Source organism: Shewanella jiangmenensis (assembly GCF_018596335.1).
GTDB classification, from domain to species: Bacteria; Pseudomonadota; Gammaproteobacteria; order Enterobacterales; family Shewanellaceae; genus Shewanella; species Shewanella jiangmenensis.
In genome coordinates this window covers 215,628-232,038 of sequence record NZ_JAHEPS010000005.1, presented here as the reverse complement: position 1 = coordinate 232,038, position 16,411 = coordinate 215,628, and the positions used below count along the sequence as shown (strand labels likewise).

The 16,411-nt window shown below is 54.1% G+C and carries 16 protein-coding genes; 10 read left to right on the top strand and 6 right to left on the bottom strand.

Going from position 1 to position 16,411, the window contains the following annotated elements; genetic code table 11:
* The first annotated feature begins 2 nt into the window (after positions 1-2).
* The 6 genes from fabG (at position 3) to KJI95_RS13975 (ending at position 5,660) form a co-directional block, all read left to right on the top strand.
* Entirely contained in the window at positions 3-749 is a 747-nt protein-coding gene (gene fabG, locus KJI95_RS14000) for a 3-oxoacyl-ACP reductase FabG (RefSeq protein ID WP_214507820.1), read from the top strand.
* A gap of 162 nt (positions 750-911) precedes the next feature.
* Positions 912-1,145 (top strand): acyl carrier protein, encoded by a 234-nt coding sequence (gene acpP / locus KJI95_RS13995; RefSeq protein WP_011760092.1) that lies wholly within the window; start codon positions 912-914, stop codon positions 1,143-1,145.
* Between the two features lie 175 nt (positions 1,146-1,320).
* A complete protein-coding gene (gene fabF, locus KJI95_RS13990) occupies positions 1,321-2,559 on the top strand; it encodes a beta-ketoacyl-ACP synthase II (RefSeq protein WP_214507819.1) in 1,239 nt (412 codons plus the stop codon).
* Positions 2,560-2,699: 140 nt separating this feature from the next.
* On the top strand, positions 2,700-3,179 hold the full coding sequence (locus KJI95_RS13985; protein ID WP_214507818.1) for an acyl-CoA thioesterase: 480 nt from the start codon (positions 2,700-2,702) through the stop codon (positions 3,177-3,179).
* Positions 3,180-3,212: 33 nt separating this feature from the next.
* Entirely contained in the window at positions 3,213-4,775 is a 1,563-nt protein-coding gene (locus KJI95_RS13980; protein ID WP_214507817.1) for an FGGY-family carbohydrate kinase, read from the top strand.
* Positions 4,776-4,784: 9 nt separating this feature from the next.
* Complete coding sequence (locus KJI95_RS13975) at positions 4,785-5,660, top strand: NAD(P)-dependent oxidoreductase (RefSeq protein WP_214507816.1); 876 nt, start codon at positions 4,785-4,787, stop codon at positions 5,658-5,660.
* 101 nt (positions 5,661-5,761) lie between these two features.
* Here KJI95_RS13975 and KJI95_RS13970 read toward each other — a convergent pair whose 3' ends face one another.
* Positions 5,762-5,962: a hypothetical protein gene (locus KJI95_RS13970; RefSeq protein ID WP_214507815.1), complete on the bottom strand. Its 201-nt coding sequence runs from the start codon at positions 5,960-5,962 to the stop codon at positions 5,762-5,764.
* The gene (locus KJI95_RS13965; RefSeq protein ID WP_214507814.1) at positions 5,959-8,034 is read right to left on the bottom strand and encodes an amidohydrolase; all 2,076 of its coding nucleotides are present in this window, start codon (positions 8,032-8,034) and stop codon (positions 5,959-5,961) included. The genes KJI95_RS13970 and KJI95_RS13965 overlap by 4 nt, the downstream gene beginning before the upstream one ends.
* Before the next feature lie 221 nt (positions 8,035-8,255).
* Here KJI95_RS13965 and KJI95_RS13960 point away from each other — a divergent pair, with 221 nt between their 5' ends.
* Entirely contained in the window at positions 8,256-8,891 is a 636-nt protein-coding gene (locus KJI95_RS13960; RefSeq protein ID WP_214507813.1) for a TetR/AcrR family transcriptional regulator, read from the top strand.
* 143 nt (positions 8,892-9,034) lie between these two features.
* Here the strand turns inward: KJI95_RS13960 and cdd are convergent, their stop codons facing one another.
* Both cdd and sbcB read right to left on the bottom strand, forming a co-directional pair.
* Positions 9,035-9,925: a cytidine deaminase gene (cdd, locus tag KJI95_RS13955; protein WP_214507812.1), complete on the bottom strand. Its 891-nt coding sequence runs from the start codon at positions 9,923-9,925 to the stop codon at positions 9,035-9,037.
* Positions 9,926-10,079: 154 nt separating this feature from the next.
* Positions 10,080-11,492, bottom strand: coding sequence for an exodeoxyribonuclease I (gene sbcB / locus KJI95_RS13950; RefSeq protein ID WP_214507811.1), 1,413 nt, complete (start codon positions 11,490-11,492; stop codon positions 10,080-10,082).
* 200 nt (positions 11,493-11,692) lie between these two features.
* Between sbcB and KJI95_RS13945 the strand changes: the two genes are divergently transcribed.
* The 3 genes from KJI95_RS13945 (at position 11,693) to KJI95_RS13935 (ending at position 14,166) form a co-directional block, all read left to right on the top strand.
* Entirely contained in the window at positions 11,693-12,661 is a 969-nt protein-coding gene (locus tag KJI95_RS13945; protein ID WP_214507810.1) for a hypothetical protein, read from the top strand.
* Positions 12,661-13,599, top strand: coding sequence for a 23S rRNA (guanine(745)-N(1))-methyltransferase (locus KJI95_RS13940; protein WP_214507809.1), 939 nt, complete (start codon positions 12,661-12,663; stop codon positions 13,597-13,599). Before KJI95_RS13945 ends, KJI95_RS13940 begins: the two co-directional genes overlap by 1 nt.
* A 357-nt stretch (positions 13,600-13,956) precedes the next feature.
* Positions 13,957-14,166, top strand: coding sequence for a cold-shock protein (locus tag KJI95_RS13935; RefSeq protein WP_011760083.1), 210 nt, complete (start codon positions 13,957-13,959; stop codon positions 14,164-14,166).
* 467 nt (positions 14,167-14,633) lie between these two features.
* Here KJI95_RS13935 and KJI95_RS13930 read toward each other — a convergent pair whose 3' ends face one another.
* Together KJI95_RS13930 and KJI95_RS13925 are read right to left on the bottom strand one after the other, a co-directional pair.
* Complete coding sequence (locus KJI95_RS13930) at positions 14,634-15,563, bottom strand: ABC transporter ATP-binding protein (RefSeq protein ID WP_214507808.1); 930 nt, start codon at positions 15,561-15,563, stop codon at positions 14,634-14,636.
* Positions 15,560-16,405 (bottom strand): ABC transporter permease subunit, encoded by an 846-nt coding sequence (locus KJI95_RS13925; RefSeq protein WP_214507807.1) that lies wholly within the window; start codon positions 16,403-16,405, stop codon positions 15,560-15,562. The genes KJI95_RS13930 and KJI95_RS13925 overlap by 4 nt, the downstream gene beginning before the upstream one ends.
* Between the last annotated feature and the right edge of the window lie 6 nt (positions 16,406-16,411).

Here is a 16,411-nt window from a genome sequence, read left to right as displayed (position 1 = left end):
TCATGGCTGTTACTTTGGATTTGACCGGCAAAGTTGCGCTGGTTACCGGCGCAAGCCGCGGCATTGGTAAAGCGATTGCACTGACACTGGCCGAAGCCGGCGCCACCGTTGTGGGTACTGCCACCAGTGAAAAGGGCGCTGCTGCCATTTCTGATTATCTGGGTGCCAAGGGTTTTGGTCTGGTGCTTAACGTTACCTGCAACGACTCAGTTGCTGAAATGTTTACCGCGATCAAAGAAAAAGCCGGTGATGTTGATATTCTGGTCAACAATGCCGGGATCACCCGTGACAACCTGCTGATGCGCATGAAAGACGACGAGTGGGAAGAAATCATCGACACCAACCTCACGTCGCTGTTCCGCCTGTCAAAACCAGTTATGCGTACCATGATGAAAAAGCGCTTCGGCCGCATCATCAACATCGGCTCTGTGGTCGGTACCATGGGTAACGCAGGTCAGGTTAACTACTCAGCCGCCAAGGCCGGTTTGATCGGATTTACAAAATCTCTCGCCAGAGAGGTTGCATCTCGTCAAATTACGGTTAATGCTATTGCTCCTGGATTTATCCAGACTGACATGACCGACGAGCTGACGCCTGAGCAGCAGCAAGGCATCATGTCTCAGGTTCCGATGGAAAGATTGGGTCAGGCGCAAGAAATTGCCAACGCTGTCCTGTTCTTGTCATCGGACGCTGCCGCTTACATTACGGGTGAAACCCTGCATGTAAACGGCGGGATGTACATGGTTTAAGGGCGAATGGCAGGGAACTGTCGAGTTTTGGGTAGTAACTGGCTGCATGCAGTTGTCTAAATCGTGGTTAGACCACAATTTCTGGGCTTGCAATGTCGGCCAGATCGAATAAACTACTCGCAATCTTACGCAAGTGCGTAATTTGAATAGGAAAGAAAACTAATGAGCAACATCGAAGAACGTGTAAAGAAAATCATCGTTGAGCAACTGGGCGTTAAAGAAGAAGACGTTAAGCCATCTGCCTCTTTCGTAGACGATCTGGGTGCCGATTCTCTGGACACGGTTGAGTTGGTAATGGCTCTGGAAGAAGAGTTTGACACCGAGATCCCTGATGAAGAAGCTGAAAAGATCACTACCGTTCAGGCAGCGATCGATTACGTTTCCAAGAATCAGTAATACTGAATTCCAGAAAACAGGCGGCTGAAAAGGCCGCCTGTTTTTGTTTGTGCGCCGAAAATTTCCGCTGGTTGTACCAGAAAGCTGTATCAGCCCCTTCTTTTGGTGATTTTTGGCGCGAAGCAGGCCCTTGCGGCCATGAGCAATCCGCAACTTCAAACACTGAGGTGACATAGTGACCAAACGTCGCGTAGTGATAACCGGTCTTGGACTGGTAACCCCTGTGGGTAATGATGTCGATTCCACCTGGAAGGCGCTGCTGGCCGGTCAGAGTGGCGTTGCGCCCATCACCAAATTTGATGCCAGTGAATTTGCCACCCGGTTCAGCGCATCGGTCAAAGACTTTGACGTTGAACAATACCTGTCCAAAAAGGACGCCCGTAAAATGGATTTGTTTATCCAGTACGGCATGGCAGCCGGTATTCAGGCTATCCGTGATTCAGGCCTTGAGATGGACAAGGAAGATCCTACCCGTGTCGGTACCGCCATTGGCGCCGGTATGGGCGGCATGCCGCTGATTGAAGCCGGTCACTCGGCGCTGATGGCTGGCGGCCCACGTAAGATTTCACCATTTTTTGTGCCAAGCACCATCATCAACATGATTGCCGGCCATCTGTCTATCATGTACGGCATGCGCGGCCCTAACTTCGCCGTGACCACCGCCTGTACCACAGGCGTGCACAATATCGGTTTTGCCGCGCGTACCATCGCATACGGCGATGCGGATGTGATGATTGCCGGTGGCGCCGAAGATGTGACCTGCCCGCTGGGCGTAGGTGGCTTTAACGCCGCCAAGGCACTCTCCACCCGTAACGACAATCCACAGGCCGCGAGCCGCCCCTGGGATCGCGACCGTGACGGTTTTGTTATCGGCGACGGCGCCGGTGTGCTGGTGATGGAAGAGTACGAGCATGCCAAGGCGCGCGGCGCCAAGATTTACGCCGAGCTGGTTGGCTTTGGTATGAGTGGTGATGCCTTCCATATGACCTCACCGCCGGAAGACGGCGCCGGTGCGGCGCTGGCGATGACCAATGCCCTCAAAGACAGCGGTCTTGCCCTTGAGTCTATCGGTTACATCAACGCCCACGGCACCTCGACCCCAGCCGGTGATAAAGCCGAAGCGGCTGCGGTGAAGTCAGTGTTTGGCGATCACGCCTACAAGCTGATGGTGAGCTCAACCAAGTCAATGACCGGCCACTTGCTTGGTGCAGCTGGCGCGGTCGAAGCCATTTTCACCATTCTGGCGCTGAAAGATGGCGCTGTGCCGCCTACCATCAACCTGGATAATCCGGACGAAGGCTGCGATCTTGACTTTGTGCCCCATGAGGCGCGTCAGACCAGCTTTGAGTATGCCCTGTGTAACTCGTTTGGCTTTGGTGGTACCAACGGTTCACTGCTGCTGAAAAAAGTGTAATTTTCAAGGCAGCTTATGCTATCAAAAGGCGCCAATGGCGCCTTTTTGTTTGAGGCGTGACAAAACGCGCAGCACGGCAGATTCCCGCCGCCCGGGTTTTGGCGTAAGCTTATTAAACTTCAATAGATTAAGGATTTATCATGGCCGGACAAGACAGACACCTGACCCTGCGTTTTCTTGCAGAGCCTGCCGATGTGAATTTCGGTGGCAAGGTACACGGCGGCGCTGTGATGAAGTGGATTGACCTCGCGGCTTACGCCTGCGCCGCCGGTTGGAGCGGCAAATACTGTATTACGGCCTATGCGGGCGGTATTCGCTTTGTAAAGCCGATTCAGGTGGGCAGCATAGTTGAAGTCAGCGCCAAGGTGATTTACACCGGCAACAGCTCGATGCACATCGGTATTGACGTGCGTGCGGGCGATCCGAAAGTGTCTGAGCGCCAGCTCACCACCCACTGCATCGTTATCATGGTGGCGGTGGATGACGCCGGCAACCCAACGCCCGTGCCTGAGTGGGTGCCGCAAACCGACGCCGATAAGGCGCTGCGTGACTCTGCAATCCGCTTGATGGAGATGCGCAAAAAGATTGGCGCCGAGATGGCCGCCCACGTCACTCCCTGATTATTGGCGCCCCGGTTTCGGGGCGTTTTATTTATGTCCAAAGCCGCTTATTTTCTTGCCCTTGATTACGGTACCCAAAGTACCCGCGCGCTGGTGTTTGACTGCGCGGGAAGCCTGATTGCGCGCGCTGCTATCCCCAATCGCCATTGCCGCGAGGGTGAAGGCGAGGGCGCCAGTGTGCAAAGCGGCGATTACTGCTTTAATCAGCTGGTATTCGCCTGCCAAAAGCTCTTTGCTGAGCATCCGCTGTTGGCTGCGCAAATCTGCGCCGTCACCCTCACCACCCAACGCGCCAGCACTGTGCTGATGGATGAGTCCGGCAAGGCGCTGTCGGATATTTTCTTTTGGTCCGAGCGGCGGCTTGCAAAGGCGCTTGAGCCAATGGACTGGTGGTATAGGCTTGGATTTTCGCTGATTGGCATGGGCGAGCGAATTGCTTACCTGCGCCGCGCGGCCAACATCAATCTTATCCGCGAGCTGATGCCGGGCGCGGTGGATAAGGCGCCAAAGATTGGGCTGTTAAGTGGTTACCTTAACGCGAGGCTCGGCGGCCGCCTTATCGACAGCGTAGCCTCCCAGGTTGCGTATCTTCCTTTTGATTATCGCCGTCTTGAATTTGCAAATGCGCGCAGCTGGCGCTGGCAGGCCCTTGGCTGCAGGCCATCGCAAATGGTAAGCCTTTGCAAGGCTACCGATATTTGCGGTGAGCTTAGCCCGGGGTTTGCGGCCCTTACCGGGCTCGCGACAGGTTTGCCTCTGGTAGCAGGCGGCGCCGATAAAGCCTGTGAAGCCTTTGCCAGCGGCGCCGGGGACGATGGAGTGCTCAGTCTAAGCCTTGGCAGCGCGGCCACCGTGAGCCTTGGCTTGGCCGATTACCTTGAAGTTTTTCGCTATCTGCCGGCGTTTCCGTCACTGCAACAGGGCCAATATCTTGCCGAAATCCAGCTTGAGCGCGGCTTTTGGCTGCTTAGCTGGGCGCTCGAGCAATTTGGCACCGCCGATGTCGAAGCGGCAAAACAGCTTGGGATAAGCCCTGAAGCCTATGTCATGCAAAGTATTACCAAAGTGCCGCCGGGTGCTGACGGTTTGATGCTGTGCCCCTACTGGGCGCAGGGGGTGATTTACCCCGGGCCTGAGGCGCGTGGGATAATTGCCGGCTTCAGCCCCGAGCATAGCCGCGCGCATCTGTACAGGGCGTTGGTGGAAGGGATTTTACTGACCCTCGCCAGAGGCGCGGCGGCGCTTATCAAAAAGGCGGGTAAAACGTCAGGCCAAATCAAGGTGCTCAGAGTCAGCGGCGGCGGCAGCGAGTCGGATGTGGTCATGCAACTGGCCGCGGATATTTTTAATCTGCCCGCTGAGCGGCTTTCTGAGCGTGAAGCCTCGAGCCTTGGCGCTGCCATGTGCGCCGCTGTGGCGATGGGCGAGTACGAAAGCCTTCCGCAGGCACGGCAGAATATGGCAAAATCCGGACGCCGTTTTGAGCCGCAGCCCGAGCAGGCGCAATATTACCGCGCGCTGTCAAGGCGGCATGCAAAGCTGTACCCGGCGCTGAAAACACTATTCAAAGATCGCGTGATGCGACCATCAAACTGAGGAAATACAATGGCTAAAGTGGCATTTTTAGGATTGGGTGTTATGGGTTATCCCATGGCAGGACACCTGGTAAAGGCAGGGCACGAGGTCACTGTATATAACCGTACCACCGCCAAGGCCGAAGCCTGGGTAACGCAGTTTGGCGGTAAGATGGCGCTGACTCCCAAGCTTGCAGCCAAGGATCAGGACATAGTCTTTACCTGCGTGGGTAACGATCAGGATTTGCATCAGGTGGTGCTCGGTGACGATGGCGTAATTCACGGTCTTAAAGCGGGCGCTGTTCTGGTTGATCACACTACTGCCTCGGCCGATATCGCCCGCGAAATCGCCGCGGAACTGAGTGCACGCGGTTTTGGCTTTATCGATGCGCCTGTGTCCGGCGGTCAGGCGGGCGCCGAAAATGGTGTGCTGACCGTAATGGCCGGTGGCGATGAAACCGTATTTAACCAGGTTAAAGAGGTCATCATGAGCTACGCCCGCTGCGCCGAGCTTTTGGGTGACGTGGGCTCAGGTCAGCTCACCAAGATGGTTAACCAGATTTGTATCGCCGGTGTGGTACAGGGCCTTGCCGAAGCGCTGCACTTTGCCCGCAGCGCCGGGCTTGATGGCGAAAAAGTCGTTGAAGTCATCAGCAAGGGCGCCGCCCAAAGCTGGCAGATGGAAAACCGCTACAAGAGCATGTGGGCCGGTAAGTATGACTTTGGTTTTGCCATCGATTGGATGCGTAAAGATCTTGGTATCGCACTCGACGAAGCGCGCCGCAATGGCTCGCATCTTCCGCTGACGGCGCTGGTGGATCAGTTCTACTCCGAAGTGCAGTCCATGGGCGGCAACCGCTGGGACACCTCAAGCCTGCTCGCCCGCCTCGAAAAAAGCCGTAAGTAAAGCTGCCGTTTTGCCCGCTGCAACCAGCACCTACCAATGAATACGCCAGTCAGGACAATATGACTGGCGTATGTTTTCGCACTGGCGAAAGCTTACAAGTCTTAGTGATGATGCGAGTGCTCGCCAAGCTTGGGCGGTTGTAATCCTGTTACTTTACCGCTTATTGGCACCGGCGCCCTGACGATATCTTTTTCAAGTTCATGCAGCTGCATTGGTTGTGTTGCGGCTGATTTCTCTGCTGCCGTGTTTAGAAGCAGACCTAAAGTGACTGTCACCATGGCCGCAATTCCAAGCCGCTTCATTGCGCTTTTGCTGCGTTGTACACAACCTTGCCGTCGAACAGGGTTGTGAGTACCTGGGTTTCAGCAATGTCATACACAGCCATCGGGTCGTCACTTTCGGCAAGTTTGACCACGTTTCTGTCAATTACTATCAAATCAGCCCGTTTTCCGACTTCAATCGAGCCAACCAGTGCGTCCTGATTGAGCGCCCTCGCGCCGTTAATGGTGTAGGCGGCTAGCATGTCGTGAATGGTCAACTGCTGATCAGCATTGAGGGTAATCAGCTCATCGCCAACAAAATCACTGCGGCTGATCCCGGTTGCCATATGGACGAAGGGCACTGGTTCACGTGTATCCACTGGGGCATCGCTGCCTGCAACCAGCACCGCACCGGCATCCTTGGCGGATTTGGTCGGATAAACGGCCTGCATGTAATAATTGTCCGGCTGGTAAAGTGACTCAGCGGCGAGTGAATCGAGTTTATCCACGAACGGGATCACGCTTAAATCGTAGTCGTAACCCGGAATGGCCCAGCCATAGGTAAAAGCAAGATAAATCCCAAGCTTGCCGAGGCGCTGCTGGTCGTCTGGATGCACAAGTTGCATATGGGCGATGGCGTGGGGAAGGGTGCTTGCTGGATTGGCTACTTTGGCTGTTTCAATCGCATCGATTGCGGCGTGGGTAGCACCATCGCCGACGGCATGCATGTGAACAGTCAGCCCTGCTTTATCAAGTTCAGTCACAAACCGAACCAGAAAATCGCCGGTGCTGACGCCCTGCGCCTTAATGCTAAAACTGTTGCGGTCGGCTCCCAAAAGCTCGCCCCGCTCCTCGGCGCATTGCAATGGGTAGAAGCCATGTTGTGAATGGAAGCTTGCTTTGGCTTCATCACTGCTGAAGTTATTGGGATTGGCGCGCACCGCGACACACTCTTCTGAAGCGGTGTTCACATAGCCTTTGAGATTTAGCTCTCCTTGTTCCAGTTGGTCCCAGTCAAGCAATGGCTGCTTAAAGGGGGTTAGCATCACTGAGGTTGGTAATGTCGGCGGATTTTCAAACAGATTTCCTTCCTGAACCCCATCAACCATGATTTTAACGCTGTCGGCCTTGATGTAGGGGTATGCATCCAAACTTGCCTCAGTGGCTTTCAGGTTGGCAATCAAGCCAGAGTAATCAATGCGGTTATTATGGGCAAAGTCCGTGATATCAAAGGCCTGCGCCGTAGTAAGTCGGAACGTCATATCGCCGTTGTCGGCAAGGGTTTTATAAAGCGCCAGCTGCTCCTTACCGCTCCAGGCATCCTGAACCGAGGTGATGCCATATTTATTAAGCTTCTCGGCAATTTTAGGCAACTCCTGCGGATTGGTGCGAAGCGGATAGAGGAAGTCCGGAACACCTGCAAGATGTAACGCCGATTCGGTTAAGTTGCCATTGGGGTTGCCATCGGCATCGACTCCGACAAAGGGCGCGTAGGCTTTGAATTCCCCCGCGAGCGTCGTCTTGTTGATCCCCACCACCTCTCCGGCAGCGTTTTTCACCCGGGCAAGGGCGTAACTGTTGGCGGCGCCGCTGTGGCCATCCGGTCCCTGAAGGTAAACCGGTTGTTTGTCAGAGACGGCATCAAGCGCTGCAACCAGGCTTGGGTAAGTGTCGGTGGCATCATTACCTTCGTATGAGTTCCAGCTCAATGCCAATATGAGCTCCTCATCGTCGTATTGATAGGTTTGTTTGCACTGTTCCAGTGCGGCGACCAGCGCGTCCAAATCCCTTGGTTCCATGCCCAAATCGCACATGTCCACATCCACAATGCCGGTGGGATGAATGTGAACGTCGTGCAGCCCGGGCAGCATCATCTTACCGGCAAGGTCGACTACGCGGGTCGTGTCACCGCTGTATCGCCTGGCTTCATCATCGCTGCCGACATAGAGGATTTCGCCATCCTTAATAGCCACTGAGCTGGCAATGGATTTCTGTTTGTCTGAGGTATAGACGTAGCCGTTTACAAAAATGAGCTCGGCTTCGGGGGTATCATTGTCGTTTTTGCAGCCAGGCAGTGTGCAAAGCATCGCCAAAATAAGCGCTGTCCTTTTCATAGGTGTCCTTTTTTGGATGATTATTTTCAGTTATTACTGAAATAACTTATATCGACAGCTGCAATGTTTGCAAACTAAATTTCAGTATTAACTGGTATTTGATGGCGAGAGATATGTTGTTTATGATGTGTTCTTACTGTAAGTCTATGTATATAAGCATTAATTTATATTTAGCTGGGAACGTGAATGCATGTTACTATCGCTGCGGGAGGAGTTTCGCCGTGATTGAATTGCCTGTACCCGATAACCTGCAGCTGCGTAAAGAGCCAAAGCAAAAACGCACCCATGCGCTGCTGGAGCAGATCCTTGTCTGCACCGCTACGCTGGTGCGCGAGCAGGGCTATCAGTCCGTTAACACCAACAGCATTGCTCAGAAAGCAGGGATAGACGTGAAGTCCCTGTACGAGTTTTTTCCGAATAAAGAGGCCATCCTGTATCGGCTGGCAGATCAGTGGTTGCTGGCGCTCCGGCGAAAGTGTCAGTCCTTTGATGAGCCAGAGCATTTGGATAAACCGTGGCGGGAATTCTTTTTGCACGTACATCAGTCAGTGATTACCGAGTCATCCTATGCAGACAACTTTATCTCGTTGCATGGGCTTTGGGACTTGCTGCCGCCGTTTTCAAGGCTTGATGAGTTCCATCAGCAGTTCCTGATGAAGTTTTATTTGCGCCACTTTAAACGCTTTGGCTGCAAAGCACCGCTGGCGAGGCAAAAAGCAATCTGTACGTTTTTATTGGCCCTTGAAGATGGGATTGGCGCCAATCTGGCTGGGCTTTCGGCGGCGCAGCACAAGTCACTTTGGGCGCTGCAGTACGATACGCTGTGTTTTCATTTACAGCAGATCTTGCCTGAGTAAGGCAGAGACTATTAACGGTAAATCGTTAATCCCGATAGAGTTTAGTTAACTCGACGTTTCTTAAAGTGATAAAAACGGCCCGTTAAGGGCCGTTTTTTCAGTTTCTAAGGCACCAGACCTTAGCGGGAATCACCGTTAATACATCACACCGGGTCAACCACTATGTGCTCAAGCTCCACCGCAGCGACGGCGTGCAGCGCGTCCATGGCGGCGCCGACCAGGGAAATCTTGCCTTTGGATGATTCAAGCAGCACGGCGCGCTTGATATCACTGAACTGGCGATTGTGGCGTACCAGGCTTGAGAGTGCCATCTGCATCGGCAACATCGACGGGTTGAAGGCGGCGTTTTCGGCGTAGCGGCCGCAGAAACTCTGGCCATCAAAGGTTTCGAGCACTACAGCGGCATGACACTGGCTGTAGGGGGCGTATGAAAGGCCAGCGTGGTCGAGCGCTTCAATCAAGAGCGGGTCGTCGCTTTCAAGCTCAAGTTCAATCTGCTGCTTTGAAAGTAGTGGTGTACTGACATTGAGATCGGACGGGCCGAATGCGTAGGGCAGGTAGTGTGCCAGGGGGGCAGTCGGCTGGGACGGCAGATGAATACGAATAGCCTGACCGTCGACCAGCTCGTTCATAAACTGGCGGCAATGGCCGCAGGGGCTGGCGTTGACTATGATGTCGCCTATCTGGGTTTCACCCGAGAGCCAGGCGTGGCTGATGGCACTTTGCTCGGCATGGACCGAGTGAAACAGCGCCTCACCCTCAAGCTCGAGGTTGGCACCCATGTAAAAATCGCCGCCACTGCCGATGGCGATGGCGCCAACGTAAAACTCACTGACCGGGGGCCTCGCGAGGGCGGCTGCGATTGGCAGCAGCGCAAGCCCAAGCGAATGGGACTCAAGGCCGCTGGCTTTACTGAGCTGGGCGACTTGCTGGGCGTCGAGATGGCCGGAAAACTGCTCTCCGAGCATGGGGATAAGCGCATCTGCCAGGGCTTTTGGCAGTTCATTAATCCGGCGGACAAATCTGTCTTGCATGGCCGATTCCTTGATTGTTAACGTTATTGACTGACAGTTTAGTCATTCCCTTACACTGAAAATGGGAGTGGACTCCCAGTTTCAGCCTGTGTCGCGCGTTCTGTGTTGCCGCGGCCCGTGTTACCGCGCCTGAGTTGCCGTATTAGTAAGCCACTTAAAGTGACTGCAGGTACTGGCAAAGTGCGCCGAGCAGCTTTTGCTTTTTCTCATCCGTTGCCGTTTGCTCTATCAGGTTTTCAAGGCGGATAACGTAATCCTGATCGGCAAGCCGTCCCTGACAGAAATTGCGCCAGCGCAGACTTTCATCGTGGGACAAGGTTAAAGGATAGTTGCGGGCGCGGTAACGGAACAGCATCTCCGGCAGGCGTGGGTCGTCAAATTGCAGTTCAAGCGCCGCGAGATTTTCCGGGGCAGTGGCGCGGATGATTTCCATTTTTGCCCGGTCGGCCGGGCTGAAAAAGCCGCCGCTGTAAAGCATGACATCGGGATCAGTCGCCGTGCCCTGAGGTTCATCCTCAAACAGTGCCGTGAGCTTTTCACGGATCTGCGGGTTTTCTTTCAGCAATCGATATTGTTCACGGGCAAAGGCTTTATCTATGCCAAGACGCTCGGCGTTGGCGTCATCAAGTGTCTTGGCATTAGCGATAAATGGGCATTTGTTGAGATGAATTTGCTTCACGCCAATTGGCAGTTCGTCGGGGGCCAAGTCCTCACGGCGGGTGTAAAGCCGCGCTCTTATCGCCTCGACATCCAATTCAATCAGGGGGCGAATGTCCATCGCTAGGTTAACGCAAATCACCGCATTTTTGTTGCGCATATGGTGCGCGACCGGCGCAATCAGCGTGGCGCAGCCCTGAGTCGCCGGGATTTTAGAGCTGATATGCACCAAAGGCTGCATGGCCAGCACGTCGATATGTTCGGCCACCGCCTGTTTGCGGCGTAAACGGAAGTAATATTCGAACAGCTTGGGCTGCTTTTCCTTGATAAGCCGGGCCAGGGCTATGGTGGCGTACACATCGGAGAGCGCATCGTGGGCCTTGTCGTGGCCAATGCCGTTGGCAACGGTGAGATGCTCAAGCTTGAAACTCGGTGAGCCGTCTTCCTTGGTTGGCCACTCTATGCCGTCCGGGCGTAATGCATAGCAGGCGCGCACCAAATCGATAATGTCCCAGCGGCTGTTGCCCTGTTGCCATTCACGTGCATAGGGGTCGATAAAGTTACGATAAAAGCCATAGCGGCTGACTTCATCGTCAAATCTCAACGAGTTATAACCGGCAACACAGGTATTGGGGTGACTGAAAATGGCGTTTATCCGCCCCATAAACTCGGTCTCGGGCATGCCTTTGAGATTGGCAAGCTGCGGCGTGATGCCGGTGATCAGAATTGCCTCGGGCGAGGGCAGGTAATCGGGGCTTTGACGGCAGTAGAAGCTGATGGGCTCCTCGATGATATTCAGATCCATGTCGGTTCTGATCCCGGCAAACTGGGCCGGTCTGTCCTTCGCCGGACTTGCGCCGAAGGTTTCATAGTCGTGAAAAAAAATCGAGGGCTGGATGTAGTGCTCCATCGGGAGGTTCTCTGTCCGTAGCTGATTGCGGGAGCCTATCTTAACACTTGCGCCGGATGATGCATCCCTTGCCAATATCGCGGGCTGCTTTGTGGGTAAATATACGCCACAGAGCCGGTTTTGGCGCACGAAGTACAAAATACGGATGACCATATCGAAGGTTCGGGGGTAAAATACCCAATCAGCGAAAGGATTTGTTCATGTTCAATCAGTATTATCGCCTCCCCGAGCTCGTGGAAGTGACCCAGGATGCTCAATTCACCATCAGTCTGAGTGAAGATGTCAGCGACTATACGCTGATGCAGGCTCTGCGCGCGCCGCTTTTGGAGCTTGTGGTAGCGAAAATGATGCCAAACGTCGCATCCAATGCGGAGCCAAAAGCCCCGGCCAAATCGCACTCGGCTTGCCAGGCAAGTTGTGAGCTGCTGGTGCGCTTGCAGGCGGGGTTTCAGCTTTCGATGTTTGACTGCAAGCCGGCTGCGCCAGATTCATTTTCGAATATTGACGAGAGCAGCGCCGAAAGTACTGCAGAGAACGCTTACAGCAATAAGGCAGACAGAAGCGGCTCGGGTCTTACTCGTACCCTTGGTCAGGGCGCGCGTTTGTATGCAGCCGGTGGACATAAGCCAACCAAACTGATTGAAACCTTGCGCCGCGGATTGCGTTTTTCAGTGAGTTTTGCCAAGAGCGGGCCGCTTGTGCTTAATCTTGAGGGCACAGGTCATGCGGGCGCAGGTCATGCAGGCGCAGGCGGATTTGAACTGGTCGCCCTCGAAGCGGACTTGCGCCTGTCTGAAGACCCAGCCGTGCTGCAAAACGCGAAATCTGTGCTGTCACGCGCGCCCGAATACGATGCGTCTGCCGCAGCGCTCGCGCTGCTTATCACTGAGCTTGAACAGGCAAGACGCGAATTACACGAGTACCTGAGCGGCGCCGATAAGCACCCGGGGCTTGCCTCAGAGGCGCTAAGGCTTGAGCCAATGCTTGCCCAGCGCCGGCAGTGGCTTTTGCGCCAATATGCCCAAAGTCAGGAGCGTGTGCAGCTAAGTTACAGCGCCAATGAACGCCTGACCGACACCGAGCAGCTGCAGCGGCTCATCAAATGTTATGAGCTCTTGTGCCCGCCGGATATCAACGCCATGGTGCACTCCATCGCCGAGGAAAACTGATGTCGAGCCTGGGAGTTTTTCATCAAGGACTGCTGAGCGGATTTGTTTGCCCGCTGTGCCGCCAGCCCCTGTCCACAGCAGTTAATGGTGTGGTGTGTCCGGGCGGACACAGATTTGATACCGCCAAAGAAGGGTACACCAACCTGTTGCCGGTGCAGAAAAAACGCTCGCTGGATCCCGGCGATAACAAAGAGATGATGCAGGCCCGCAGGCTGTTTCTTGAGGCTGGCTTTTACCAGCCCTTGTCTGACAGGTTAAGTGAGATTATCCGGCAATTTTCTATCAGGCCTGCGCGTATGCTCGACCTTGGCTGCGGCGAAGGTTATTACACCGCAAGGCTTGCCGACGCGCTCAATGCTGCTCGCACCAGTGACAGCGGTAACTTCGCGTCGGGGGATGCGGATCCTTCGCCAAACAATTTGCATGCTTCGCCACGTAATGTTCTGGCCTCGCCATGCGATGTATATGGATTGGATATTTCCAAGGCGGCGCTCAAGTACGCAGCCAAACGGTACAAAAATATCCGCTTTTGTGTTGCGAGCAGCTTTGATACGCCCTTTGCCGATGGATTTTTTGATTTGCTGCTTCGCATTTACGCGCCGTCAAAAGCCGCAGAGCTTGCCAGAGTCATTACCGCGGGTGGTTATTTGCTGACGGTATCGGCAGGCCCAATGCATCATTTTGCCATCAAGCAGCGCATTTACGACACGCCCAGACTCCACGAAGACAAAGACGAGTGGCTTGACGGGTTTGAGCCGGTGCACACAGAGCGGTTGCAATGGCAACTTAAGCTCAGCGAGCCGCAGCATATTCTCGCTTTTTTGGAAATGACGCCCTACGCGTGGAAGTTTTCCGAGGAAGCCAGGCAGGAGCTATCACTTGAGCCGCTCAGTTGTGAGCTCGATTTTCGGATAAATCTGCAGCGCCGACTTGGCTGATTGCAGTTGCAGCATCGGTTAAAAAACGCGCTCGTTAGGCGATTTTTTGTGCGGCAATAATTTAAAACCTGCTGTAAATAGAACAGCTTGCCGGTATAAAAGTGCCAAACTCTGAACGATGACGAACATGACAACACTCAAATTTAGGAAATGTAAGTAAAAAAATGCGAAAGACTGATGCAAAGGCTTGTTGACTTATACCCTGAATAGGTTATAGTCGATCAGGCTTGAAGGTTGGATTTATTTTGTGTTCCGCACGACCAGTTTTGTCCTGTAAACATTAAGTAATACCGGCTTTTCCCGCTCCATCGCCAAATAATGGCAATTGTTAAATATTTAATGTTACAGGATTTGCATATGTCTCAAGTGACTGGTGTAGTAAAGTGGTTCAACGCTGATAAAGGCTTTGGTTTTATCGCTCAGGAAGCTGGCCCAGATGTGTTTGTTCACTTCCGCGCCATCAACACTGACGGTTTCAAGACTCTGGACGAAGGTCAGAAGGTGTCTTTCACCGTGACCCAGGGTCAGAAAGGTCCTCAGGCTGAGAACGTAACCGTAATCGGTTAATTCTCCAAAGAGATGTAATAAAGCCGTGGCATTTGCCGCGGCTTTTTTGTTTGTGTTCTTTGTGTTGCTTAACGCTGTTTTGCTTAAAGCTGTATTGCTTTAAGCCTTTCTGTTGATGTGATGGGGCGGATGGGGCGGATGTGGCGGCTGACGCGGCGGCGCGGATGTTCATCGACTTAACTTCCACTGTATCATTCCTCTATCGCGCTATTAGGGGTCGGCGCTGAAGCCTTTCATTCCTTTGTGGTAACCCTCCCTCATCCAGTCGATGATACCTATTTATCCCTGCTTCTGTGCCATTTTGTCTACTGAGGCAAAAGCTGCGGCAACGCTAAGGCCAATCTTTTCACTGGCAGGCTATCTTTTCAGTCGCCAGCTAGCTAGGTCATAAATATTCCATAAAAAAACGAATTGATAGCGCCGCACGCCAATAAAAAAGCACCCAGAAGGGTGCTTTGATGGGGGTTTCAGGAGAAGAGCTTATCTTCAAGGCTCTTACCGTTAAGAACCTGACGGTAGCTGATCCCTTCCTGCGCCAGGAGTCGAAAAAGCGCAAGCTCCAGCTCATAGGTGTCATGGCCCGTGGGCTTTGGCGCGTAGGAGAGAATAAATTCCCGCCCGCTGGCCTGAGCTTTTACGTGGGTGACGCCCGGCAATGACGACAGCCGTGGCTGCAAGTCTGCCCGGGCTTCGCTGTGCAGGCTCAAGGTAAGGTGGGCTTCTGCGACACTGCGTTTGGCATCAAGACTGCTTAACGACAGTGACTGACTGAGTTTGCCCTTATCCAGGTACAGCACTGTGTCGCATAGCCGCTCGAGCTCCTCCAGGTTATGGGAGGAGATCATAAAGGTGGTGTCACCACTCGTGCTGGCAATGAGGTCGCGTATTGCGCGGGCGTTTGCCGGGTCGAGCCCCGCTGTTGGCTCATCAAGCAGCACCAGTTTTGGTGTGCCGATAAGGGACTGGGCAATGGCAACCCGTTTGGCCATACCGTGACTCAGGGCGCCGGGTTTGGATTTGGCACTGTCTTTTAAGTCGACCAGCTCAAGTACCCTGAGTGCTTCATGCTGCGCATCTTTCGGGCCAAATCCCTGCAGGCGGGCAAAAAAGCCAAGCTGCTCAATTACAGTAAAGTTGGGGTCAAGCAGCGCATCCTGGGGCAGGGCGGAGACCTTGCCAAGGAGCGCTGCATGCCCGGGCGTATGGCCAAGAATGCGCATTTCCCCGGAGTCTTGGCGGATATAACCGCACAGCAGGCTCATCAGGGTGGTTTTACCGGCACCGTTCGGGCCTACAAGGGCCACGGGGCGGCCGGGTTTAAGCTCAAGAGACACCCCATCGAGCGCGAGTTTACTGCCGTAACGCTTGGTCAGCTTGTCTGTTTCAATCAGATTCACAGCGCTATCCTCTTCATATAAAACAAGCCTGCCAGCAGCAACACCGCTGATTGCACCACCGGCAGCGGGGCATGGATCAGGGCGCCGCTGGGGGTGTTATCGACCAGAAGGTCAATCTGACTGCCCGGCAGTAACCAATCGAGCGATGGCAGCGTGGGTTGATAGTAGCCAAGCAGGGCCGACACTATGCTGATAACACACCAGACAAGCACAGCAAGCATAGTTGCCTGGCGTGCGCTGCTGGCGTAAAGCGACAGCACCGCCATCAGCGCGATATAAGGCGTGATGACGATAAAGAGATTCAGAAGCACCAACACGCAGTCCCGCAGAGCCGCCGGGATCAAAGCCGGGTCCCGAAACAAAATAAGCAACAAGGTCGCCGCGCCGGCCACCAGAATGTAGCTCGATTGCAGCAGCATCTGGCCGAGCACTCGTCCGAAAAACAGCGGCTCGCGTCCGGTGCGCTGAACCAAAAAACGAAACGTCTTGCGGCTTTTGTCTGTGGCAAACTGATCGGCGCTGCTTAAAATTGCAAACAGTGGAAACCAGTAAAGGCTAATCACCCAGAAAAGTGCCAGCTCCGGAATTTCCCAGCTGAGCAGTTTGCGCGGGCTAGCCACCGCCGAGAGACTGGCAAGGCCCTCGCGAATAGCCGGATCGGCAAGGTAACTTGCCGCCTGCTTAATCGGGTAAAACAGAATAAGCCCCCACACCAGCACAAAGGCGAGCAGGGCGATAATACCGCGGCGGTTAAAAAAGCCCTTGATCACTTCCTGACGGGCGATAAGCCAGGTGTGATGCAGTGCCTGCGGCGCGCCTTGTGTGATTGTTTGACTGTTCATCGACAG